The sequence below is a fragment of the Providencia sp. PROV209 genome (genome assembly GCF_028479485.1).
GTDB lineage: Bacteria > Pseudomonadota > Gammaproteobacteria > Enterobacterales > Enterobacteriaceae > Providencia > Providencia alcalifaciens.
Genome location: NZ_JAMPNR010000026.1, coordinates 11,695 through 33,088, shown reverse-complemented (window position 1 = coordinate 33,088; position 21,394 = coordinate 11,695). Strand labels below are relative to the sequence as shown.

At 40.4% G+C, this 21,394-nt stretch carries 21 protein-coding genes; 12 read left to right on the top strand and 9 right to left on the bottom strand.

The features are described from left to right. Nucleotides 1–123: 123 nt before the first annotated feature. Both PR795_RS17265 and lexA read left to right on the top strand, forming a co-directional pair. Complete coding sequence (locus PR795_RS17265) at nt 124–498, top strand: diacylglycerol kinase (protein ID WP_006658578.1); 375 nt, start codon at nt 124–126, stop codon at nt 496–498. Nucleotides 499–636: 138 nt separating this feature from the next. Then, nucleotides 637–1,254 carry a transcriptional repressor LexA gene (gene lexA / locus PR795_RS17260; RefSeq protein ID WP_006658577.1) on the top strand — a complete coding sequence of 206 codons (618 nt, stop codon included), beginning with the start codon at nt 637–639 and terminating at the stop codon, nt 1,252–1,254. Nucleotides 1,255–1,486: 232 nt separating this feature from the next. Here the strand turns inward: lexA and zur are convergent, their stop codons facing one another. After that, nucleotides 1,487–2,005 carry a zinc uptake transcriptional repressor Zur gene (gene zur, locus PR795_RS17255; protein WP_006663380.1) on the bottom strand — a complete coding sequence of 173 codons (519 nt, stop codon included), beginning with the start codon at nt 2,003–2,005 and terminating at the stop codon, nt 1,487–1,489. A gap of 956 nt (nt 2,006–2,961) precedes the next feature. On the opposite strand from zur, the gene PR795_RS17250 reads away from it, so the two are divergent. From PR795_RS17250 to PR795_RS17220, 7 genes are all read left to right on the top strand, one after another. Further along, the gene (locus PR795_RS17250; RefSeq protein ID WP_006658575.1) at nt 2,962–3,540 is read left to right on the top strand and encodes a fimbrial protein; all 579 of its coding nucleotides are present in this window, start codon (nt 2,962–2,964) and stop codon (nt 3,538–3,540) included. A gap of 93 nt (nt 3,541–3,633) precedes the next feature. After that, nucleotides 3,634–6,123 (top strand): fimbria/pilus outer membrane usher protein, encoded by a 2,490-nt coding sequence (locus tag PR795_RS17245; protein ID WP_272516971.1) that lies wholly within the window; start codon nt 3,634–3,636, stop codon nt 6,121–6,123. 34 nt (nt 6,124–6,157) lie between these two features. Beyond that, the gene (locus PR795_RS17240; RefSeq protein WP_006663378.1) at nt 6,158–6,895 is read left to right on the top strand and encodes a fimbria/pilus periplasmic chaperone; all 738 of its coding nucleotides are present in this window, start codon (nt 6,158–6,160) and stop codon (nt 6,893–6,895) included. A gap of 11 nt (nt 6,896–6,906) precedes the next feature. Continuing rightward, nucleotides 6,907–7,398, top strand: a complete 492-nt coding sequence (locus tag PR795_RS17235) for a fimbrial protein (RefSeq protein WP_006658572.1) — start codon at nt 6,907–6,909, stop codon at nt 7,396–7,398. Between the two features lie 11 nt (nt 7,399–7,409). Beyond that, nucleotides 7,410–7,904, top strand: coding sequence for a fimbrial protein (locus tag PR795_RS17230; protein WP_006658571.1), 495 nt, complete (start codon nt 7,410–7,412; stop codon nt 7,902–7,904). Further along, on the top strand, nt 7,904–8,455 hold the full coding sequence (locus PR795_RS17225; protein WP_006658570.1) for a fimbrial protein: 552 nt from the start codon (nt 7,904–7,906) through the stop codon (nt 8,453–8,455). Before PR795_RS17230 ends, PR795_RS17225 begins: the two co-directional genes overlap by 1 nt. A gap of 65 nt (nt 8,456–8,520) precedes the next feature. Continuing rightward, nucleotides 8,521–9,375: an MrpH family fimbial adhesin gene (locus PR795_RS17220; RefSeq protein WP_006663377.1), complete on the top strand. Its 855-nt coding sequence runs from the start codon at nt 8,521–8,523 to the stop codon at nt 9,373–9,375. Nucleotides 9,376–9,539: 164 nt separating this feature from the next. On the opposite strand, the gene PR795_RS17215 is transcribed toward PR795_RS17220, so the two are convergent. The 8 genes from PR795_RS17215 to PR795_RS17180 form a co-directional block, all read right to left on the bottom strand. Beyond that, nucleotides 9,540–10,016: a FidL-like protein gene (locus PR795_RS17215; protein ID WP_006663376.1), complete on the bottom strand. Its 477-nt coding sequence runs from the start codon at nt 10,014–10,016 to the stop codon at nt 9,540–9,542. Next, nucleotides 10,017–10,976, bottom strand: a complete 960-nt coding sequence (locus tag PR795_RS17210) for a winged helix-turn-helix domain-containing protein (protein ID WP_224050753.1) — start codon at nt 10,974–10,976, stop codon at nt 10,017–10,019. It abuts the gene before it with no gap. A 453-nt stretch (nt 10,977–11,429) separates the two neighbouring features. After that, complete coding sequence (locus PR795_RS17205; RefSeq protein WP_181480528.1) at nt 11,430–13,466, bottom strand: TonB-dependent receptor plug domain-containing protein; 2,037 nt, start codon at nt 13,464–13,466, stop codon at nt 11,430–11,432. A 138-nt stretch (nt 13,467–13,604) separates the two neighbouring features. Beyond that, nucleotides 13,605–14,450 carry a ModD protein gene (gene modD, locus PR795_RS17200; protein WP_154600858.1) on the bottom strand — a complete coding sequence of 282 codons (846 nt, stop codon included), beginning with the start codon at nt 14,448–14,450 and terminating at the stop codon, nt 13,605–13,607. Next, on the bottom strand, nt 14,447–15,265 hold the full coding sequence (locus tag PR795_RS17195; RefSeq protein ID WP_036968451.1) for a class I SAM-dependent methyltransferase: 819 nt from the start codon (nt 15,263–15,265) through the stop codon (nt 14,447–14,449). The genes modD and PR795_RS17195 overlap by 4 nt, the downstream gene beginning before the upstream one ends. Nucleotides 15,266–15,276: 11 nt before the next feature. Continuing rightward, nucleotides 15,277–16,044, bottom strand: a complete 768-nt coding sequence (locus PR795_RS17190; RefSeq protein ID WP_036974441.1) for an ABC transporter ATP-binding protein — start codon at nt 16,042–16,044, stop codon at nt 15,277–15,279. Then, complete coding sequence (locus PR795_RS17185; RefSeq protein ID WP_006663370.1) at nt 16,041–17,045, bottom strand: FecCD family ABC transporter permease; 1,005 nt, start codon at nt 17,043–17,045, stop codon at nt 16,041–16,043. Before PR795_RS17185 ends, PR795_RS17190 begins: the two co-directional genes overlap by 4 nt. Then, nucleotides 17,042–18,073, bottom strand: coding sequence for an ABC transporter substrate-binding protein (locus tag PR795_RS17180; RefSeq protein ID WP_181480531.1), 1,032 nt, complete (start codon nt 18,071–18,073; stop codon nt 17,042–17,044). The genes PR795_RS17185 and PR795_RS17180 overlap by 4 nt, the downstream gene beginning before the upstream one ends. Nucleotides 18,074–18,266: 193 nt before the next feature. On the opposite strand from PR795_RS17180, the gene gntR reads away from it, so the two are divergent. From gntR to gntU, 3 genes are all read left to right on the top strand, one after another. Further along, nucleotides 18,267–19,262: a gluconate operon transcriptional repressor GntR gene (gntR, locus tag PR795_RS17175; RefSeq protein WP_181480532.1), complete on the top strand. Its 996-nt coding sequence runs from the start codon at nt 18,267–18,269 to the stop codon at nt 19,260–19,262. Nucleotides 19,263–19,477: 215 nt separating this feature from the next. Next, complete coding sequence (gene gntK / locus PR795_RS17170; RefSeq protein ID WP_006658558.1) at nt 19,478–20,020, top strand: gluconokinase; 543 nt, start codon at nt 19,478–19,480, stop codon at nt 20,018–20,020. Next, a complete protein-coding gene (gene gntU, locus PR795_RS17165; protein ID WP_006663367.1) occupies nt 20,017–21,375 on the top strand; it encodes a gluconate transporter in 1,359 nt (452 codons plus the stop codon). The genes gntK and gntU overlap by 4 nt, the downstream gene beginning before the upstream one ends. Nucleotides 21,376–21,394 lie beyond the last annotated feature (19 nt).

Below are 21,394 nucleotides of genomic sequence, written 5' to 3'. Positions count from 1 at the left end.
AACGATTATAGCCTCTTGTTAGTAATGCTGCGCAATCATATCAGAAAGCAGTGTTTAGATCTGTTATCGATAATTCACTTTGACTGCAAAAGTTGATTATTGTTTAAAAATTAAGGAAAAAATATGGCAAGTCAAACTAAGGGACTCACGCGAGTTATCAAAGCAGCTGGGTACTCCCTTAAGGGTTTAAAAGCAGCATGGGTGAATGAAGCCGCATTTAGGCAGGAAGCGGTTGCTGCTATCATTGCGATAATTATAGCTTTTTACTTGGACATTAGCCAAATTGATAGAATTTTACTGATCGGTTCAGTGGTTTTAGTCGCGATCGTCGAGTTAATAAACAGCGCTATTGAAGCCGTTGTTGACCGTGTTGGCACGGAATATCATGAATTATCGGGCCGAGCAAAAGATATTGGCTCCGCCGCGGTCTTTGTCACCATTGGATTGGCGTTATTTATTTGGGCTACCGTTCTCTGGGAACGTTATTTCGCACTTTAATAGTCTAAAAATAACAAAAGAGAGAAAAAGCAAAGAATTCAGCAATAAATTACAGATTTTGGCTAATTTAACAGTTCCCAATCCCCATTTACCTGTATATACTCACAGTTTGACTGTATAAACAAACAGGGGAACGGGATGAAAGCACTGACAGCTCGACAGCAGCAAGTTTACGATCTGGTGCGTGACCACATTTCGCAGACGGGCATGCCACCAACACGCGCTGAAATAGCAGCAAGTTTGGGATTTCGTTCGCCTAATGCGGCAGAAGAACATTTAAAAGCCTTAGCTCGTAAAGGGGTTATTGAAATTGTTTCTGGAGCTTCCAGAGGCATTCGTCTGTTGTTAGAAGAAGAAACCGAAGATTTAGGGCTTCCTCTGATTGGGCGTGTCGCCGCCGGCGAACCATTGCTTGCACAAGAACATATTGAAAGTCACTACCAAGTTGACCCAGAGTTATTTAAACCTCATGCGGATTTTTTATTGCGTGTGAATGGTATGTCGATGAAGGATATCGGCATCATGGATGGTGATTTACTCGCGGTGCATAAAACTCAGAATGTCCATAATGGACAAATAGTTGTGGCTCGTATCGAGGATGAAGTCACCGTTAAGCGCTTTAAACAACAAGGCAATCGCGTTGAGTTGATTGCTGAAAACCCTGAGTTTGCGCCAATCGTTGTTGATTTACGCGAACAGAATTTTACTATTGAAGGGTTAGCTGTTGGGGTTATCCGTAATAGTGACTGGCATTGATGATGAGTGATTGAGTCTGGTAGCAGACTCAATATCTCTTTTTATCGGGTGTTTTTTCTTTATATTGTTCTTCCGTTTATATAGGCTTTTCTTTTTATATAGCCATATAACTCTTATTCACTTCACTTCACTTCACTTCACTCTATCTATCTATTGCCTCTGCCATTAGGTTGTTATCTATTATAGCTATGGCGCGAGACGTTAATCTTATTAACCTTTGCTGATAGGTTTTTTACGGTTTTTTCTTTGGATTAGATGGGGGCTGATGGTCATGATCGCAATGTTCATGATCTTGGCAACTGGTGATTTCAACGCATTTTTGGCATAAACCATGGTTTTCTACAACGGTATGCCTGAGATGAAAATGATTTTCTTCAGCAAGTGTACTAATTGCCTTTTCTATGGTTGTACAATCACTTTCCGTCACATTCCCACAATTATCACAAATCAACATCACTGAGATATGGCTTGGATTATCCACATGGTGGCAGACCACATAACTGTTTGTGGATTCAATTTTATGGATAAACCCTTGTTCCATTAGGAACTCTAAGCCGCGGTAAACAGTAGGGGGTTTAGCTTGAGGTTCTATTTCACGCAGCAAATCAAGAAGGTCGTAGGCACTAATCGCCCCATGTTGCTGTGCAATTAGTCGTAAAACCGTTTCTCTTTGTGGAGTTAAACGAACACCTCGAGACTGGCAAATACGTTCGGCCGTCGTAAGCAGCATATCTTCACTGATTATTGTCATCTTGTCTGGCCCCACCTAAATAGCGCTTCAAATGTTTATTACTGTTTAGTTTATCATAACTTCGGCTCCTGTTGCGTTTGAAATGATGTTTATGGAATAAACAATTTTCCCTACAATTAATACAGAGTTTTAACTTTAATAAACGTATGGTTAATAAATAACAGATACCTTATTTAAATGGTCAGATTTTTTATTTTAAATAAAACTCTAATTGCTACATTTTGGTTAATAAATTGACGATTTATTTAACCAAATAAAAACAAATATTGAAATTTATGGTTACTGCTTGATGCATATTTTAATTAAAACTTATCTTAACGTCTGTTTTTTATATAGCAATTACTTGTGTAAAAATGACTATTTTTGGGTGTTAAATCTAATAAATTTTCCTTTTATTGGGATATTGGTTTGTAAATAAATATAAATATAGATTTTTATAATTATAGGGTTTTTGCAATATTTTTAAATTTTTATAAATACAAAATGAAGTCTTCATATAAATCTTTCTAAGTAATTTATTATTTCTTCAAGTTTGATTACTCATTTAATGCTTAAAGCTTGTTTATGTCGATTTTTCGATATAAAAAACCAAGCGAACTCTCTATTTGGGTGTTTTTTGACAACATATATCACATATGTAGAATTGACATCAGAAAATATCACAAGGTAGTCATCAGAATTCATTTAGTGTTCTATATCAATTTTAATTAATTAATGAATGAATCAATAATTAATTTGGAAGTGAGAATGTTGGCTCAATGATTTCTGTTTTTTAAATCACATAGATGAGATGGATCTTGTTTATATAAAAAAATCTCTAACCTGAATGAAATTCATCAAGTAGGAAAGCTAGAGGAATCTTCAAGGGCGCACTACTTAAGTAAAGAAACTTAATTCTGCATCGTAGAAACAGGAAAGAGAAATAGCAGTTCCTACTCATTCAAAGGAAAACTTTTATGAAACTGAATAAATTAGCATTAACTCTAGCTTTAGGTTTAGGTGTTGGCGTTTCTGGTGCTGCTTTAGCTGCTGACCCAGTAGAAAGTTCACAAGGTGAAATTCGTTTTACTGGTTTCATCAATGATGTTCCATGTTCAATCGACGCTGACAACCTGAAGCAATTAGTTGAATTCGGCGAAATCGCATTGCACGAACTGACTTCAAACCAATTCCGTTCAGATAGCAAAACGTTCGATATCGTTCTGAAAAACTGCTCAACTGAAACTTATAAAAACGCAAAAATCACCTTTACTGGTTCAACAGTAAACGGTTTCCAAGGCTTCACTGGTGACTTACTGGGCTTAGGCGGTAAAGTTCAAAACGCAGGTATCGTAATCACTAACGGTGCTGACAAAGTTGTTGAATTTGGTAAAGCATTCCCAGGTACTGGTGACGGTTATGCGTTAAACAATGGTGACGGTTCAGAAACTACTCTGCACTTCGCTGCATACGTTAAAGGTAACGAAGACCCAACTAAGAAAGCAACAACAGGTCGTTTTGACACTGTCGCTAACTTCAAAATTGTTTACCAATAACAGTAAGTTTCTATAGAGAATAAATATGGCGTAGTCATACGCCATATTTTTCAAACTATTTTCATTGTCTTTGTTTTTATAGGTGCGCAGTTAATGAAAAGCATGAAACTAAATCTAATTACAAAATTAATGCTTTTAATGTTAACGCCAATGGTTGCACTCTCTGAAGAAGCCGTTGATTTTAACACCGACTTCATTGATTCTGACGGTAAAGAAAACGTCGATTTCAGTAAATTTTCTCACGCCAATTATGTCCCACCTGGAGACTACTCTTTAGCGATTGAAGTCAACCGCGCTAAAGTTTCTATGGAACAACCTATCACATTTTTTAATCCTAATTACGACGATAAAATTTCATTGGCATGTGTTACCCCTGAAATTTATGCGCTATTGGGATTAAAAAAGGAATGGGATAGCCAAGTCAAATGGCTAGATGATGGAAAATGTTTGGATATTCGTTCTGTTCCCGATATGACAATTCAAGGGGATTTGGCGAAGAACGTTGTAGAGTTCAATATTCCTCAGGCCTACATGGAGTATTCAGACCCTGATTGGGACCCACCATCACGTTGGGATGACGGGATTATGGGCGCATTTATTGACTATAACGCGACAGGACGCGTTGTTAATAAACAAACCGGCGATAAAGGAACGAAATCAGGTCTGACGGCCACGGGGACTATGGGGGCAAACATCGGAGCATGGCGTTTGCGTGCTGACTGGCAGACACAAAATGGTGAGCTGAATAAAGGCAGTAAATCATGGTCTTGGAACCAGTTATATGCGTATAGAGCCATTCGCTCGATGAGTGCTCGCCTGACATTAGGTGAACAATATTTAACATCAAATCTGTTTGATAGTATTCGTTTTATTGGTGTAACTCTCGAAACCAATGAAGCTATGCTACCACCTCGTTTACAAGGCTATGCTCCTGAAATTTCTGGTGTTGCAAAAACGAATGCGACAGTCATAGTTAAACAGGATGGTCGTATTATTTATCAAACAGAAGTCAGTCCTGGTCCATTCCGTATTCAAGATGTGAACTCATTCGGTGGCGGTACACTGGACGTGTCTATCCAAGAACAAGATGGCACGACAACAAATTACCGTGTTGAAACTTCTCGACTGGGTACGTTAACTCGTCCGGGACAGTTGATTTACCAATTTGTGATGGGTAAACCAACGAAAGATGACCATAACACTCAAGGCCCTGCATTCAGTATGGGGTCGCTGTCTTGGGGGGCGACGAATAACACCACTGTTTATGGCGGTTTGTTGGCATCATCCGAATATCAAAACGTCGCATTTGGTTTGGGACGTGACTTTGCGCCATTTGGTGTGTTATCTGGAAACATCAATATTTCACACGCGCAAATGGGTCGATTGGATGACAATGAAACGTTGACGGGGAATTCCTATAACCTGACGTATTCAAAACAATTCGACGAAATTAATAGTCAGATTACCTTCGCGGGTTATCGATTCTCTGAAAGAAACTATATGTCGATGAGTCAATTTGTTGACCGTCGTTATAAAGGGGATAAGGTCGATAGCGGTAAAGAGCTTTATACCATTATTTTTGGTACCGCATTCCCTGATTACAACGCGAATATGTATTTGAACTATTCACACCAAACTTATTGGAATAGAGCGTCTACAAACCAGTACAACTTTACGCTATCGAACTATTTTGATATTGGCAAAATTAAAAATGTCAGCCTGAGTGTGACGGCATATAAAACGAAATCACGCGATAGCGATGATGACGGTATTTATTTAAATCTGATGATCCCATTGGATAAAAATGAATCAAGTATTAGCTATTCCGGCTCGTATGCAGGGGGTAATAATACCAATAACGTTAACTACTATAGTCGAATTGATAATCGCTCTTCTTACTCGGTTTCTGCGGGTAACTGGGATAAAGACAAGTTAACGACAGCTGGTACCTATAGTTATGATGGTGATAGAAGCCAATTAAACCTCAGCGGAACTTATATTCAAGATAATCAAACAACCGTCTCGATGCAGTTAAAAGGCGGAATGACCATGACAGGCGAAGGCGGGGCATTACACCGTAATAATTCAATTAAAGGCGGATCAAGAATATTAGTCGATACTAATGGTGTCGCGGATGTACCCATCTTAAATGGTGTTACACCCGTCGGGACTAACCGCTACGGTAAAGCGGTGATCACGAGTGTGATGGACTATAACCGTAATAACTTAAATATCGATCTGAAAAATGTGCCAGATAATGCCGAAGCATTGCAATCGACACAATATGCAACGTTGACTGAAGGTGCGATTGGATATCGTAAGTTTAATGTCATTACGGGGCAAAAAGTAATGGGAATTATCAGCTTAGCTGATGGGGGCTACCCACCGTTTGGGGCTTCAGTCAAAAATGCGAAAAAAATAGAAGTGGGAATTATTTCTGATAAAGGTTTTGTTTATTTAGCGGGTGTTAATCCATCAGAGTCTCTTGATGTGGTATGGGGTGATGATGCTTCATGTCATATTCAATTGCCTGAAAAATTAGATAACAACATGGAACATAATGTTTTATTACCATGTAAATAATTATAAATAAATTTTTAACGTCAACGGTGAAAATATGAATTTATTAAATAAACGTAATGCGGTAGCAGTGTTAAGTGCCTCATTACTCGCTCAGTCAGCCTATGCGGCAATTGCAATTGATAGAACTCGTGTCATTTATAACGAGGGCGATAAGTCGGTGAGCGTAGGTTTAAGTAATGAACATAAAACCAGCCCATATTTGGCACAAGCATGGATAGAAAACGATAAAGATGAAAAAGTCAATTCACCGTTTATTGTGACTCCGCCAGTGCAGCGACTTGAAGCGGATACAAAAAGCCAAATCAAAATTCAATCGGTTCCGGCTATCGCTAAATTACCTAAAGATCAGGAAAGTGTTTATTACCTGAACGTGAGAGAAATTCCACCTCGTAGCGAAAAAGCCAACGTATTACAAATTGCATTACAGACAAAAATTAAATTGTTCTATCGTCCTGCTGCAATTGCAACTAAAGAAAGAATGGATTCAATTCCTCAGGAAAATGATATCAAACTGGTCAAGCAGGGTAGTGGATATATCGTTAAAAATCCAAGCCCTTATTTCTTATCCATAACTCAATTGAAAAAAGGCAATACGGACGTTAGTAATTTTGAGCCAATTATGGTTCCACCGCGTGGTGAAGCTGGTTTAGGCAAAAACACAGGAGATATCGGGGCATCACCAACCTTAGTTTATCTCAACGATTTTGGCGGTACGATTGACTTGAAATTTAACTGCAGCGCGGTTGAGTGTTCTGTCGTACCTAGAAAATAAGGTCTGCCGCTATGATGTCTATTAAAAATTTAGCCAAGGTATTATTGATATCATCGACTCTTTATACGTCAGGTACCTTTGGATTCTCAGGTTACCTGTATGTGGAAATTAAAGGTGTCGTCTTATCCAAGCCCTGCCAGATTAATAATGGACAAGCCATAGAAGTCGATTTTGGCGATGTCATGACTACGCGTGTTGAAGGTGAAGTGTATAAGCAGCCAATGGACTACACGATTACTTGCAAAGACGGTGTTCAGCCAAAATTGAATATGTATATTGACGGCGTGCCCGCGGTGTTTGACCAACGGGCGCTTAAAACGAGTGTTGATAATCTTGGAGTACTTTTTAAAGCGGATACCAGTGATTTCCCATTAAAAAGTAAGCGCACGGTTAATTTTGCATCACCCACTAAATTATTTGCGGTATTAGTGAAGAAAAGTGGTGCAGATCTCCCAGCGAAAGCCTTTACCGCCAACGCAACACTCAAAGTCGAATATCAATAAGGGTGATAAACATGCGGGACATTTATAAGCTCATTGGGATGTTTTTACTGTTTATCATCTTCCCTTTCTCTTCAGTGGCGAAAGACAATGAAACAGACATTCTGATTAAAGGTAATTTAGTTACCCCTCCACCGTGCCATATTGATAACGGCAAAGATATTGAAGTGGATTTTGGTAACGTCTCCATTAAGTCTATTCAAGGTAATGCTCAAAAAAGGCAAGTAAATTACCAAATTCAATGTGAAGAAAATAAGAATAACTGGGCCATGTATTTAATGTTGAATGGCGCCAAAAGTACATTTGATATCAATGGATTAAATGCAGGAATTCCTAACCTTGCTGTTAAGTTTCAGCTGGGCGATCAAACATTAGATTTAGGTAAAAAATATTTAATCAACCCAAGTAACCCTGGTGTACTTTGGGCGGTATTGGTCCGAGATGGCAATAAGGAACTCAAAACAGGTGACTTTATTGCAAACGGAACCTTGCTTGTGGAGTACCAATAATGAATAAAAAAATACGTTTTGGAATTTTATTTGTCTTACTGGGAAACCTTGTTGCGATGGGAACGTATCCTGTGCAGGCTGCACAGAATAATATGAAAATTAAAGGGACGTTAGTGAATTCTCCTTGCGTAGTCTTACCTGAAAATTCAAAGGTTGAAGTCGACTATGGGGATATCCGACTTTTGGACATCTACGAGCCTGGATTTCAATTTCCCAATGAGCAATTCACGTTAGTACTGTCTGATTGTGATCTGACGATTGCACAAAAAATGAAAGTGAAATTTTCAGGAACTGAAAACTTACAGTTACCCGGTTCTCTCGCGTTGACAGGCAGTGATTTAAATCCAGGCTTAGGGATTTTTATCGAGCTATCGGATGGCACTCCGATGAAAATTAACCAATTTTCATCGCTAATGCCAATCAGTAAAGCGGGGAAAAATGAATTACAGTTTAATTCATTTATTAAAGCAACATCTGATGTTGTGAATAATAAGCAAGTGAAGGTGGGTAAAATCTCCGCCACTGCAACATTTATATTTGAATACGAATAATTTTATTATCAAAGTGTATTGCTTTGATTTATTTTGGTTTTATTAAATATATAAAGAGAGCTGAAATGGGAAAACGAATTCAAAGGTTATTATTAATACCGTTGCTTTTTATAAGTTCGCTTGGCTATGGATCGACTTATTTTTCGTATGTTGAAGATATTGTTAATTCAGGTAGTAGCCACACTTATTATTACCAATTTGATTATTGGAAAGCGAATTCTCCTACGGAACCAAATCCGTGTGTTGCTGTTTTAGGCTCCGCAGGTTCTCGAAATTGTTATTTTACGATTAACCATCTACATAAAGCACCGAATATTGGGGGGGCTGGGTCTCGTAAGGACTGGGAATGCGCTATAAATTTTGCGACTTACCCGACGATGGCATCGATTATCGATGCTGCGCAAAACCAATGTGGTCTGAGTTTTCCTAAAAAAGGAGAAACCCGTCACTCAGGTTCTATTACCGCAGATGAGTGTGTTGGGATCTTTTTAGACACAAACCGCACCAGTAGCTCAGCAAAAATGTTACCCGGTGGAATTTGTGGCATTGCACCGCCACCAGCAGGTAAATGTTATTTCAACTATGTTGCCAATAACCGGCTCGAATTAGACCATGGATCGTTAAATGCAGGTGATCTGAATGGGAATACTCAACGCGGGTTCTTCTCTATTGTTTGCAACCAAAACATGCGAGTAAAAGTGTCTTCAAATATGTTGCAGGAATATGTGCCTTTACGTTCGAATGGCGAATTAATGTCGCGAGTGACATTGAACGATCAGCCTGCATGGTTTGGTACTATTATCAATGCAAGAGCAAACACGAATGAACTTGTAACTGTGGAATCAGTGTTGAAAACAAATGGTACGGTTGCACCAGGGAATTTTAGTGGTGTGTTGACTCTGGTTATGACTATTCCATGATGTAAAGAAACAAGAATTTTGTATTCGTCATTTTCCCATGTTGACGGTTTTGCCTACTTAAACGTAATTGTTGGTAGGCTTTTTTTATTCTATTTTTTATTTATTAGAAATAGTGGTTATTCAATATAATACTTATTAGGTATTTTGATTGTCTAATTCTATTCTTACTCTGCAGAGCAAGTAAAAGCGGAATAAGCTTCATCTTTTAAAATATAAATATTATCTTCCATTTTATTAACATTTACATAATATTTTATTTTATCTTTTTCTAATTGTATAAAATTAGAAAATACGTCATTAGGGGTGTTATCAGAATTTGTAACAGATGAGGAATTCATTATCACTGCATAATTACCCTTTTTATCTACAGGGGTATAAGAGAAATAAACAGCACGATCTAGTCGATAAATAGTTTCTTGATTTTTTATATAACCATAAAAATTCATTCTCCCATTATGATTGTCTGAAATCTGTAGAGACATTTTAGATTTGAGAATAATACCTTCAGGAGTACTATTTTCTTTTATCCATACTATTTCAGAATGGCAAAGTTTTATATCTTCTTTCTCTTTTTCGAATGTTAAATATGAGATAGGGGCAATAACTGCAGCTAAAGCCGCAGTAATAAGATACTTTTTCATTTAAATTCTCTGATCGTTAATAGAAACACAGTCAAAATGATTATTTTTTTCTTTGCAGATACTTATTGCTGCATTCTTATCAAATGAATAAGATGCATTTACGTCAGATAGAACAATAATTCTTTTGGGCTCATCACAAGAGATATTATATTTATCTAGCTTTTTATTAATAAACTCTAGATTAGTTTTAATAGCTTGTTCATTCAGGTTTATAGGTGATTGAAATACACAGCTATCTCGAACTCCGAAAGTTGTATAACTATTTTTAACTGCTCCTTGGTTGGTTAACTTATTGATAAATAAATAAAATAATGATATCACTACTAGTGGTAATATCATAAAAAATAATATTTTTTTCTTTTTATGACTGTTTTTTACAGTATTCTCTTCTAAAGAATCAATAGGTTTTATATTTAAATCATTAGTAATATTACTGAATGGAGTTTGAAATGACATTGTTCCATGAATATTATCAGAAATAGGAATATCTATAGCTTCATCGGGTTGATGGGCTAATAATTTCTTAGATGGTGTAGTGAGCATTTCTGTAATCTGATAATTATCAGAGGTGATAATTTCATTAGATACAATTAGCTTATTGTCATTATCCATTGCAATACTGGAAAGGTGGCTATCAATTCTAAATCCTTTTTTGGGAACTGTTACAATTATTTTTGGATCAATACCAACCAGCTCAAGCTTTTTTCTGATTTCACTGATATAAGTATTTAAATTATTATTAGAGCCAACAAGACCATATTCTTCCCAAACATTTGTAAGAAGTTCATCACGAGTTGCAATTCCTTTTTTTAGATTTAATAAAAGGATTTCACCAAATAAACGAGCAGCGGGTTTAGATAATTCAATATGTTGATCTGGATCATCTTTTAGAAAAATACGGCTTGTTCTTTGCTCAAAAATAAATTTGTTATCGATTGTATAATCATGTTTTTCAATCATAGTTACCATCAGCTCTCTGAAATTCAAATAATTCAATAGCTAAGCCACTCATTAATTATTAGCTTAATGTAATTTAAGTGAAATTTATATTGGGGATTTATAGATTTTATTAATTTAATTATGAGTATAGTCTAAATAGGGATTTGAATAACTTCAAGTATTCGGTGATGAGCTTTTTTGCAATAAATTAGCAAAAATATTGATTTGAATATGAAGATGGAGCTATTAACTAAATTAAACAATAATCCTAGATTATTATTATAAATAAATTCATTTTTTGTGTTACATCGACAGATAAAACTAAATTTTTTAGAAAGTTAGGCAGGGTAATTTATAAGAATAATCCTAAGTGATTTCGCTTAATTTTATTTATAAATTAGTTTAATGAATAAAACAATTTATTTTTTTGATTATAAGGCAAGAAAGTAAATTCTTGCCTTATATAATTAAGTACTAGTATTTGTATTCAATTCCTAACCAATAGTTACGACCTTCCTCTATATAGCCATCGGTATATTCATAGGATTTGTCGAACAGATTGTTGATTGAGCTATTCACTGAGAGCCCATGCCCTAAGTCATAGTCTACGCGCAGATCTGTTTTGGCAAACCCGCGCACTTTGTCTTCACTATCTACATAGTTGAATGCCCAGCTTCTAGCTTCTTCTGTAATGGTGATGCTCATTGGTTGATAAGGTGTAAATTTTACCCATGCAAAGGCTTTATGGGTTGGCAATTCAGCCACATGGCGGACGCTGTAATGCTGAGGATCAGCATGGATGTAACTGTAGTTTATGCCCGCCTCCATCCAATCCGTAATTTGCCCAGTAGTGCCTATATCTGCGCCGACATAATTCACTTTACCGCTGTTACGGTTTTGCAGCAGTGTGCCGCCTTTTTTATTCTCGCCCACATGGTGCGCCATAATGGCATCCGAAACGTGGTTATAGTAGGTACTCGCCGTGTAGCTCCACACAGGAGTGAAATGCCCTTTATAGGTTAAATCAAAGGTGAGTGCGCGCTCTGCATCCAAATGTGGGTTAATGAGGAATGAATCGTCATTCTTCATTTTGTTTTCGGTGTAGCGTTCTTTTTGTGTCGGGAAACGACTTCGTTCTGATATGGAGAACTGAACGGTATCTTCATTTTCGAGATGGTAACGCGCCATCATTTCCCAATTAAAGGCATGCTGGTTATTATTGTCATAGTGCTGAACACCTTCCATTGCCCCTGTTTTTTTGTTGTAGATGTAGCGCTTACCATCATCACTATCACGCCAGTCATAACCAATACCACCGATAATATCGAGCTTATCCGTAGCAACCCATTGATATTCGGTAGAAACTGACCAAGTTTGGTCTTTATAACGGTCAAAAGGATTGGTTTTATTGCTACGAGAGCGGTGAACATCTTCTTTCCAGTGAGCGGCAAATGACAGCATATCTAATTCGCGTACAGTAAAGTCAGCGCGTAAATCGGCACCATTGCTGTAGTCATCATAGCGGCTATAGTTGTAATTGCCTTTTTGATAATCTTTTACGGATTTATATTGGTGCAGTGTATTTTTGAATGAGTCGTGGTAAATACGGCTTTGTAGTGCAATATTATCGGTGACCTGTGTGGTGCCATTAAAGTAGATGCTCTCTTTATCATAGGCTGGCCATTGCCAGATTTGTTGTTTATCTGAGTTGGCATTTGGCGCGCTATTTTTGTCGCCATCTTGTTTAATGTAAGTGACGACATACTCATCGGCTTCGCGTGGTGTCCAACCCATTTTCAGCATTAAACGCTTATCATCAGTAGCCGAGTTAGTACGGCGCCCATGAGTACCGGCATAAGGGTTATTATCATCAGAACTTGGTAACCCCATAAAGCGTTGCTTATATTGACTACCACTAACTTGAATAAAGCCTAAGTCATTACGAGCACCAAGACGAGCACTGACGTTATGAGCATTGTCCGCACCTCGAGCAAAACCTTGATTAAAGCTTAAGTTAGCTTCAAACGGCTTTTTCGGAGTTGCGGTCGTTAAGTTGATTGCGCCGCCCATTAAGTTAGGACCTTGCAGTAGGGATGTATAGCCAGTAGAGAGTTCTACACTGGCGAGTTCGCTGGTCATAAAGCGCCCAAGATCGAGCGTACCATCATAAGGCACATAGGTTGGAATACCATCGAAGAAAACGGGGACTTGGCGGCTGTCAAAACCGCGTACATTCACTTGGGTTTCATTACGGTTACCGGATTTTTGAATGGCTACACCAGGGAGCGTACTGAGTGCTTGTGCGACGTTAGTTTTATTAAGCTGCTTCATTTGTGATTCAGTGATCACATTAGCATCTGCGGCAAGTGGGGTACTCCACACTGACATAACGTCATGGCTGGTTTCAGTTTGCGATTTTTTAGGTGCACTTTCGGTGTTGTTTACTGCTGCTTGCCCGTGTGCTGCGAATAATGCCATTCCTATTAAATAGGTAATTTGTTTTATTTTCATTATTGGTTTCCAGTTAGTTTTTATTGCGATGAATTTCGATATATATAAATATATATAGCGATAGGCGTCGCATTTGCCATAAAACAGCATCCCGCGGCTAACCGCAGGACAAGGTTTTAAGTCTGTTATTCAGTACGTTTAAGATTTAAATATCTGTACTTTGATATCTCTCGGGTTTGCGTAGTAGGGCGCTGAGGTGACTAATAAAGGGACACCTGTTTGGGCAAAACGCTCGATAGTTTGTAGGTTAACGCCTCCGGCAATGGATAAGCGGCTATGGGATTGGGTATCAACCACTTTGCGCTGTAATTGCTGTATCTGTTCTACCGGTAGCTTATCAAGCTGCACAATATCGGCTTTGGCATCAATGGCGAGTAAGGCTTGGTCATAGTCATCGGCTTCGACGATAATCTGTTTTTCAGGTGCAGCGGTTCGCAGTGTATGAATATGAGCTTGCCAATCATGAGGATCAGCTAAGCAATTGCGATGGTTGGTGAACAGTAAAACAGTTTCAGCGCTTCCTGCACGATGGATGATCCCGCCACCAGCAAGAATGGCCGTCAGAGCGAGTGGCTTCGTATTGGGAATAGTTTTCCGCGTGCAAGCCAGTTGCCCATTGGGCTGATATTTTTTTAATAGGGTAACCATCTGGTAGGTGTAGTGACTGACACCGCCACACCATTCCAACACATTCTGTACAGCTTTCCAGCCTTGATGCAATGCCTCTACTGAGCCTGAGGCGCTTATTACGCAGCTTTGTGGCTTCACGATATCTCCATCACGACAGTGACATTCGCTGGTAATGCCTAATTTACTTAGCATGCGTTGAGCGATAGCCAATCCACTGATACAGCCTCCTAATTTGGAGGTGAATGTCATGGAACCTTGCTGATGATCAAGTCCGAGAGCACGGCTGGTTAAATCCCCGTACTGAATATCATCGAGGAGCAGCTGGTCAATAAGGGCATCAGGTATATAGATCATAATGTGAGGTCCGCTTCATCCACGACATCCCATGACACCATTGCCCAGCTTCGGGATGGGAATGGCAGTGTTTTGCCCTCTGCGGTTTGTTTATTGTAATAGGCGTGCAGTTTTTCTTTTTCTTCGGCAGTGAGATCTTTGAGTGACCAGTTTATGCTATCAATGAATGCTTCTGCGCTGTCAAATCCGCCAGCGTTATGACTGTTAATAAAGTCGACACGAGCATGAATTCCCATTTGATGAAGGATATTGACCGCATAGATATACGTTGGCAGGCTAACAACCTCACGCCCAATTTCACGGATAATTTTTTCATCTATAAAGGTTGGGTTTACGGTATGAGTGGTATAGACGCGTAAGTTAGTCTGGCGATTCAGCTTTAAGAGCGCCGCTTTTAAATCATCTACAAGGGTAGAACGGGATGCGACGGAGATATCGGCTTTTGGTAATTCGTCCCAGCTATCCTCCCATGCTAGTGGTTTAAATTGGGCATTGGTGATGTTCATTTCTTTGGCTCGGATATTCGCCATCTCTAGCATGCCGGAACTGTAATCGATACCTGTAACGGATTGAAATTGGTTTGCGAGATATAGGCTAATGGAACCCGGTCCACACCCGACATCCAGCAATGTATTGGCGCCCGTAAAATCCATTAATTGGCGAAAGCGAATTAAGTATGGATCATTCGGGTTGGCACAGTTTTGTGCCATTTGTTGGGCTTTTTTATCCCAATGTTCAGGTTCTTTACGTGAACGTTGAGCCTGTTGCATGTGCTGCTGGTACATCTGTGCAAAATCGAGTTGGTGAATAAGCATAATCCCTGACCTTAACAAGTAAAATTGTGTGGAAGCTGAAAATGAGCCGTAATGCTCGGCGCATCAATATTATAGAGTTCTGCCAAGTTAGTGAGCGTTAACATACTTTGAGTAGAGCCTTGCCGCGCTTGATGGTGCTTATCTAACAAAATGACATGGTCGGCAATGGCAGCCGCATGCTGGGGATGGTGGGTGGACATCAATACGGTGATGCCATGCTGCTTCAACCCTTGGACATGCTGTAACAAGCGGATTTGGTTACCAAAATCGAGACTAGCGGCGGGTTCATCCATAATCAATAACTGCGGTTTTTGGATTAAGGCTCTGGCAATGAGCACGAGCTGTTTTTCTCCGCCACTGAGCGTGCTGTACAAGCGAGTGGCAAGGTGGGCGATACCCAATTTTTGTAATTGCTCGAGAGCATCGGTTTGCTCTTTCTCGCTCGGGACTGAGAATAAGGACAAATGCGGTGTAAGCCCCATCATGACCATATCGACAACAGAAAATGTAAATGGCGTATCGTGTGCTTGTGGTACGTAAGCAATCACTTTCGCTATATCCCGTGGTTTTAACAGGCTGATAGATTTGCCTTGTAAGTGAACATCTCCATGAATCGCAGGAAGCAGCCCTAATAATGTTTTTATTAGGGTGGTTTTACCACAACCATTCGCCCCAAGCAGGCAGGTCATTTCCCCTTCAGGTAAATGCAGATTGATACCTTCGATGATGGCTTGGCGATGATAACCAATCGCGACATTATTTAGGGTTAACATACTCATTTTACTCGCCTTGTTTGCAGCAAAATGGCTAAGAAAAATGGCGCGCCTACCGCCGAGGTTAAAATACCCAAAGGTAGCTCAATGGCTGCTATCGTTCGTGCGAGGGTATCGGTGATGAGGAGTAATATCGCTCCGATCGCCATTGCCGCAGGAAGTTGATAGCGAAAGTTAGCACCCACTATCATTCGAGTAATATGAGGCACTATTAGTCCTACCCATCCAATAATCCCTGCAATTGACACGGTACTGGCCGTGATCAGTGTTGCGCTGATAATTAAAATGGTTCGATTTAAGGTGACGTTGACCCCTAAACTTTTGGCTTCTTCGTCGGACAAACTGAGCAAATTCATACGCCAGCGCAGCATCAATAAGGGAATAAAACCCACCATCATGACAGGAAGCACGGACCATAAATCTTGTTGAGTAATGGAGGATAACCCACCTAATAACCAGAATGTAATAGACGGGAGTTGAGTGTAGGGATCAGCTAAAATTTTCATTAATGAAATCGCTGAGCCACACATAGCGCTGATCGCGACGCCAACCAGTACCAGAGACAAGATAGGGTCATGCTGGCGCGCTAGACGGGCAATCAGATACACCACGGCTACCGTGATGAGCCCACCTATGAAAGCGAACAGCTGAATAGAAACGAGGGATTGCCCTAAAAAAATTCCCAAAACCGCGCCAACACCGGCACCCGCTGAGACCCCTAGAATATCAGGAGACACGAGTGGGTTACGAAACATGCCTTGATATGCTGCGCCTGCAATCGCAAGTCCTCCACCAATAATGATTGCTGCGAAGACACGAGGAAATCGAATTTGCCAAAATACAGTGCTACTGCGTGGGTTATCCACCGGTGATTGAATGAATAGGCGATACAGTTCTTCCAAGGTTAGTGAGTATTTACCATTGGTTAATGCTATCAACGCACAGAGCAGTAAAATGACCAGCAGCAGCAAAGGCTTAGTTTTCGTGTTCAGCCAGCCCGTAGTCATGACATTTCCATCAGCAAATCAACCTGTGGTGAGGTTAATGATGAATGATAAAACAGCTCAAAAAATTGCCTGAGGTCGTGAGCCATGGTTTCTTCAACGGCATTGTCGAAGTGGCTCTGTAAGCGTCTCATACCCAGTAAACGATTGATGCCCGGTGGTCCGTCTAACCAACCAAATGGCATGCCAGTGAATACCAATAGGTTGTTTGATTTTATGGCACTGAGCCCTGCCCACAGAGGGGAATGAGTAAGGAGTTCAACGGCTTCATCATATTGGGTAATGATAATGTCAGGCTCCCATTGGTACAGTTGTTCCATGGAAACATCGGTTAAACCGTAGAATCCTTCGATATCCACGACATTACGAAAACCCAACATTTCAATCGCTTCGGTATGAATCGAGCCCTTTGTACCTGTTTGTAATCCTTTCGCACCTCTTGCGAGGTAAAAACTGCGGGGGTTTTGTTGTTGGGTCAGTGCAAATTGTTGCGCATTGCTAAGATAGCGTTCTGCGATCATACTCAGTTTTTCAGCCTGTTGATTTACATTCAATAGGCGACCGAGTTGGCGCAGTTGTTGTGGCGCATCAAGAAGCTTGCCATCCATCAGTAGATAAGGGATCCCCGTTTGTTTGGCGACTTTTTCTGCTTGAGAACGGTAAGTATCATCCAGATTGCCTGTATCGAGGATCAAATTAGGATGAAAAGCCAATAACTGCTCAAGGGACAATGTGCTACCCCGCCCAGCAAGGCGTCCATAAACGGGTAAGTTCATCCATTGGGGAGCAAACAAATCGCTATTGCCTTTTTTTAGCGAAATCGAGGCGAAACCCACCATTTTTTCAGGGGCAAGGGCAAACATCAGTAAATCTGCGGGCGGTCCCGCCGTGATCACTTTTTGAATATTTTCATGGGAAGGTAAATGACCAAATAATGCCTCTGCGACAGGGCTACGGCTAAATGCAGGTAAACTATAGAATGCCGTGAGGACCGCGCAGGATTGGAGAAAATGTCGTCTATTCATTGCCATAATTAGTATCGTTATACTTATATTTATATAGCGCGAAAATTAGCGAAGTCAGGCAAGAGAGTCAACAGTAAAAATGCGATACGGCTGAAAAGTCGACGTTTCTGTGATTTAAAGCAATAACAAGGATTGCTATCCATAGGCAGATCGCAGAACATAATGAAATATAAAGGCGTATTATAGATATATGGGATATATGAAGAATAAAAGACCCTCTTTGCAAGATGTAGCCGACCGCGTCGGTATCACGAAAATGACGGTGAGTCGCTTTCTACGTAATCCTGAGCAAGTTTCAGAGTCGTTGCGTGGGAAAATTGCGAATGCAGTTGAGGAGTTAGGCTATATTCCAAATAAAGCACCAGACATTTTATCGAACGCCACAAGCCATGCCATTGGTGTCCTACTTCCATCTTTAACTAACCAAGTTTTTGCTGAAGTGATTCGCGGTATTGAAACTGTGACGGATCGCTATGGTTATCAAACCATGTTGGCGCACTATGGCTATCGGGCGGAAAAAGAGGAAGAGCGTTTAACATCTCTACTTTCTTATAATATTGACGGCGTTATTCTTGCCGAACGTACTCATACTGCCCGTACTCAACGCATGCTAAAAACAGCAGGTATCCCCGTTGTTGAAATCATGGACAGTATTTCGCCTTGTTTTGATATTGCGGTGGGAATCGACAACTTTGAAGCTTCTCGTCAAATGACCGAAGCAATGATTGCACGCGGTTGCCGTAAAGTCGTTTATTTAGGCGCTCGGCAGGATGAGCGAACAATTATCCGTTTGCAAGGCTATGAAAAAGCGATGCTTGATGCCAAGCTTACCCCGCGTAATTTGATGACCCAAGAAAGCTCCTCATATTCCCTTGGTGCACAATTGCTTCAAGAGTGCCGCGTGAAATATCCTGATGCGGATGGCTTATTCTGTACCAATGATGACTTAGCGATCGGTGCCATTTTTGAATGCCAGCGTTTAGGGATCAACGTTCCTACCGATTTAGCAATATCGGGTTTCCACGGACATGATGTGGGGCAGGTGATGACCCCTAAACTGGCGAGTATTTTAACACCCCGAGAGCTGATGGGGCGCAAGGCTGCGGAAGTGTTGTTATCCAGAATGCGTGGAGAGAAATTACCGCAGAAAAAATTCGATGTTGGTTTTAAGTTACTAACTGGTGAAAGTATCTAGTAAGGTTGCATCGAGTCAGCAAAATATTATTGCGATTATCATCACAGTTCCGTCGTTTTCTTCGCCTATCTAATTGCTAAATAAATATCCACTGGCAATAATGTTACCCGTAACCTGTTACCGGTAACATACTTGGTAACCCAAGGCTGGGAGCCTAAATTAAATTTAAAATCTAGAATTAAGTCACCTTTTTTTCAACACCCGAGGAGTTTCCTATGAGTGATACCCAAAATCAAAACTACTCATTTGTCTTAATGGGGGTATCGGGTAGCGGCAAATCAGCAGTAGCGAGTGGCGTTGCTCAGCAGTTAAACGCGGCTTTTTTAGACGGGGACTTTTTGCACCCGAAATCCAATATCATGAAAATGGCATCAGGACAGGCTTTGAATGATGATGACCGTCGTCCTTGGTTAGAAGCTCTTAACAGTGCTATTTTTGCAATGCAAAGAACGAATCAAGTCTCGTTAGTTGTTTGCTCAGCATTGAAAAAAAGTTATCGCGATATTCTGCGCCAAGATAATAAAAATCTATATTTTATTTATCTAAAAGGAGATGCAGTCGTTATTGAAGAACGTTTAAAAGCACGTCGTGGTCATTTCTTTAAACCTGAAATGTTGAAATCACAATTTGAAACGTTACAAGAACCTGACGCGCAAGAAACTGATGCTTATGCTGTCGATATTCGTCCTGCCCTCGATGTGGTTATCGATAATACCTGTGCCACTATTCGTCAAATTATGACGGGAGATAAAGCATGAACGCACCTGTAGAAACATTAAGTACCTTAACATTGGTACTGACTGCCGTTGGCTCGGTGGTGTTATTGCTATTTTTAGTCATGTACGCGCGTTTACATGCATTTGTTGCTTTGATGATTGTCTCGATTGGCGCAGGGTTATTCTCTGGAATGCCAGTTCAAGATATTACCGCAACCATGCAAAAAGGAATGGCAGGAACGCTTGGATTTCTCGCAATAGTGGTTGCTCTGGGCGCTATGTTCGGAAAAATTCTGCATGAAACTGGGGCATTAGACCAAGTTGCTCATAAGCTGCTGGATTTATTCGGTGAAAAACGCGCGCACTATGCTGTTGGGATTGCCGGATTAATTTGTGCATTACCGCTATTTTTTGATGTTGCGATCGTTTTATTAATCGGTGTGGTATTTGCCGTCGCAAACCGCACAGGCCATAACGTTGTGCGCTTAGCCATTCCTCTGTTTGCAGGGGTTGCCGCTGCGGCCGCCTTCTTGTTACCGGGACCTACTCCTATGCTGGTGGCTTCGCAAATGGGGGCGGATTACGGTTGGATGATCTTAATCGGTTTATGTGCTGCTATCCCTAGCATGATTTTAGCCGGTCCACTGTTCGGAAGTTTTATTAGCAAGTTTGTTCACATTGATATTCCTGCTGATTACCAAGCGCCAAAAGCAGTTGACGGTAAAATGCCAAGCTTTGGATTCAGCTTAAGCCTCGTGTTGTTCCCACTGTTACTGGTTGGATTAAAAACGATTGGTACGCACTTTGTTGAAAAAGGATCTAACTTAGAAAACTGGTTAGAGTTTATTGGTCACCCATTTACTGCCTTATTACTGGCGTGCTTATTGGCAATCTATGGTCTGGGTTTCCGTTACGGTATGGACAAAGAGCGTGTGATGGCAGTGTGTTCTGCGGCAATTCAACCTGCAGGTATCATTCTGTTAGTCACAGGTGCTGGTGGCGTATTTAAACAAGTGCTGGTGGATTCTGGTGTGGGTCCAGCTCTCGGTGATTCACTGATTGGTGCAGGCTTACCTATTGCTGTTGCGTGTTTCGTGTTAGCGGGTGCCGTGCGTGTTATCCAAGGTTCTGCGACAGTCGCGTGTTTAACGACCGTAGGTTTGGTATTACCGGTTATCGGTGAGTTAGGTTATTCCGGTGCTCAACTTGCTGCACTAGCAATTTGTATCTCAGGTGGTTCATTAATCCTGAGCCATGTGAACGACTCTGGTTTCTGGTTATTCGGTAAATTTACGGGAGCGACTGAAGCACAAACCTTGAAAACGTGGACTCTGATGGAAACTATTCTGGGTACCACAGGGGCCGTTGTTGGAATGATTTTCTTCACGTTCTTGTAAGACTCTTTTGGGTAGACAA

Excerpts from the sequence above, each read along its gene's own strand:
- PR795_RS17215 (WP_006663376.1), bottom strand. The coding sequence starts at position 10,016 with ATGAAAAAGTATCTTATTACTGCGGCTTTAGCTGCAGTTATTGCCCCT.
- PR795_RS17180 (WP_181480531.1), bottom strand. The coding sequence starts at position 18,073 with ATGGCAATGAATAGACGACATTTTCTCCAATCCTGCGCGGTCCTCACG.
- PR795_RS17265 (WP_006658578.1), top strand. The coding sequence starts at position 124 with ATGGCAAGTCAAACTAAGGGACTCACGCGAGTTATCAAAGCAGCTGGG.
- PR795_RS17220 (WP_006663377.1), top strand. The coding sequence starts at position 8,521 with ATGGGAAAACGAATTCAAAGGTTATTATTAATACCGTTGCTTTTTATA.
- PR795_RS17210 (WP_224050753.1), bottom strand. The coding sequence starts at position 10,976 with ATGATTGAAAAACATGATTATACAATCGATAACAAATTTATTTTTGAG.
- PR795_RS17185 (WP_006663370.1), bottom strand. The coding sequence starts at position 17,045 with ATGACTACGGGCTGGCTGAACACGAAAACTAAGCCTTTGCTGCTGCTG.
- modD (WP_154600858.1), bottom strand. The coding sequence starts at position 14,450 with ATGATCTATATACCTGATGCCCTTATTGACCAGCTGCTCCTCGATGAT.
- PR795_RS17245 (WP_272516971.1), top strand. The coding sequence starts at position 3,634 with ATGAAAAGCATGAAACTAAATCTAATTACAAAATTAATGCTTTTAATG.
- gntR (WP_181480532.1), top strand. The coding sequence starts at position 18,267 with ATGAAGAATAAAAGACCCTCTTTGCAAGATGTAGCCGACCGCGTCGGT.
- PR795_RS17230 (WP_006658571.1), top strand. The coding sequence starts at position 7,410 with ATGCGGGACATTTATAAGCTCATTGGGATGTTTTTACTGTTTATCATC.
- PR795_RS17205 (WP_181480528.1), bottom strand. The coding sequence starts at position 13,466 with ATGAAAATAAAACAAATTACCTATTTAATAGGAATGGCATTATTCGCA.
- PR795_RS17250 (WP_006658575.1), top strand. The coding sequence starts at position 2,962 with ATGAAACTGAATAAATTAGCATTAACTCTAGCTTTAGGTTTAGGTGTT.
- PR795_RS17190 (WP_036974441.1), bottom strand. The coding sequence starts at position 16,044 with ATGAGTATGTTAACCCTAAATAATGTCGCGATTGGTTATCATCGCCAA.
- lexA (WP_006658577.1), top strand. The coding sequence starts at position 637 with ATGAAAGCACTGACAGCTCGACAGCAGCAAGTTTACGATCTGGTGCGT.
- PR795_RS17240 (WP_006663378.1), top strand. The coding sequence starts at position 6,158 with ATGAATTTATTAAATAAACGTAATGCGGTAGCAGTGTTAAGTGCCTCA.
- gntK (WP_006658558.1), top strand. The coding sequence starts at position 19,478 with ATGAGTGATACCCAAAATCAAAACTACTCATTTGTCTTAATGGGGGTA.
- PR795_RS17195 (WP_036968451.1), bottom strand. The coding sequence starts at position 15,265 with ATGCTTATTCACCAACTCGATTTTGCACAGATGTACCAGCAGCACATG.
- zur (WP_006663380.1), bottom strand. The coding sequence starts at position 2,005 with ATGACAATAATCAGTGAAGATATGCTGCTTACGACGGCCGAACGTATT.
- PR795_RS17235 (WP_006658572.1), top strand. The coding sequence starts at position 6,907 with ATGATGTCTATTAAAAATTTAGCCAAGGTATTATTGATATCATCGACT.
- gntU (WP_006663367.1), top strand. The coding sequence starts at position 20,017 with ATGAACGCACCTGTAGAAACATTAAGTACCTTAACATTGGTACTGACT.
- PR795_RS17225 (WP_006658570.1), top strand. The coding sequence starts at position 7,904 with ATGAATAAAAAAATACGTTTTGGAATTTTATTTGTCTTACTGGGAAAC.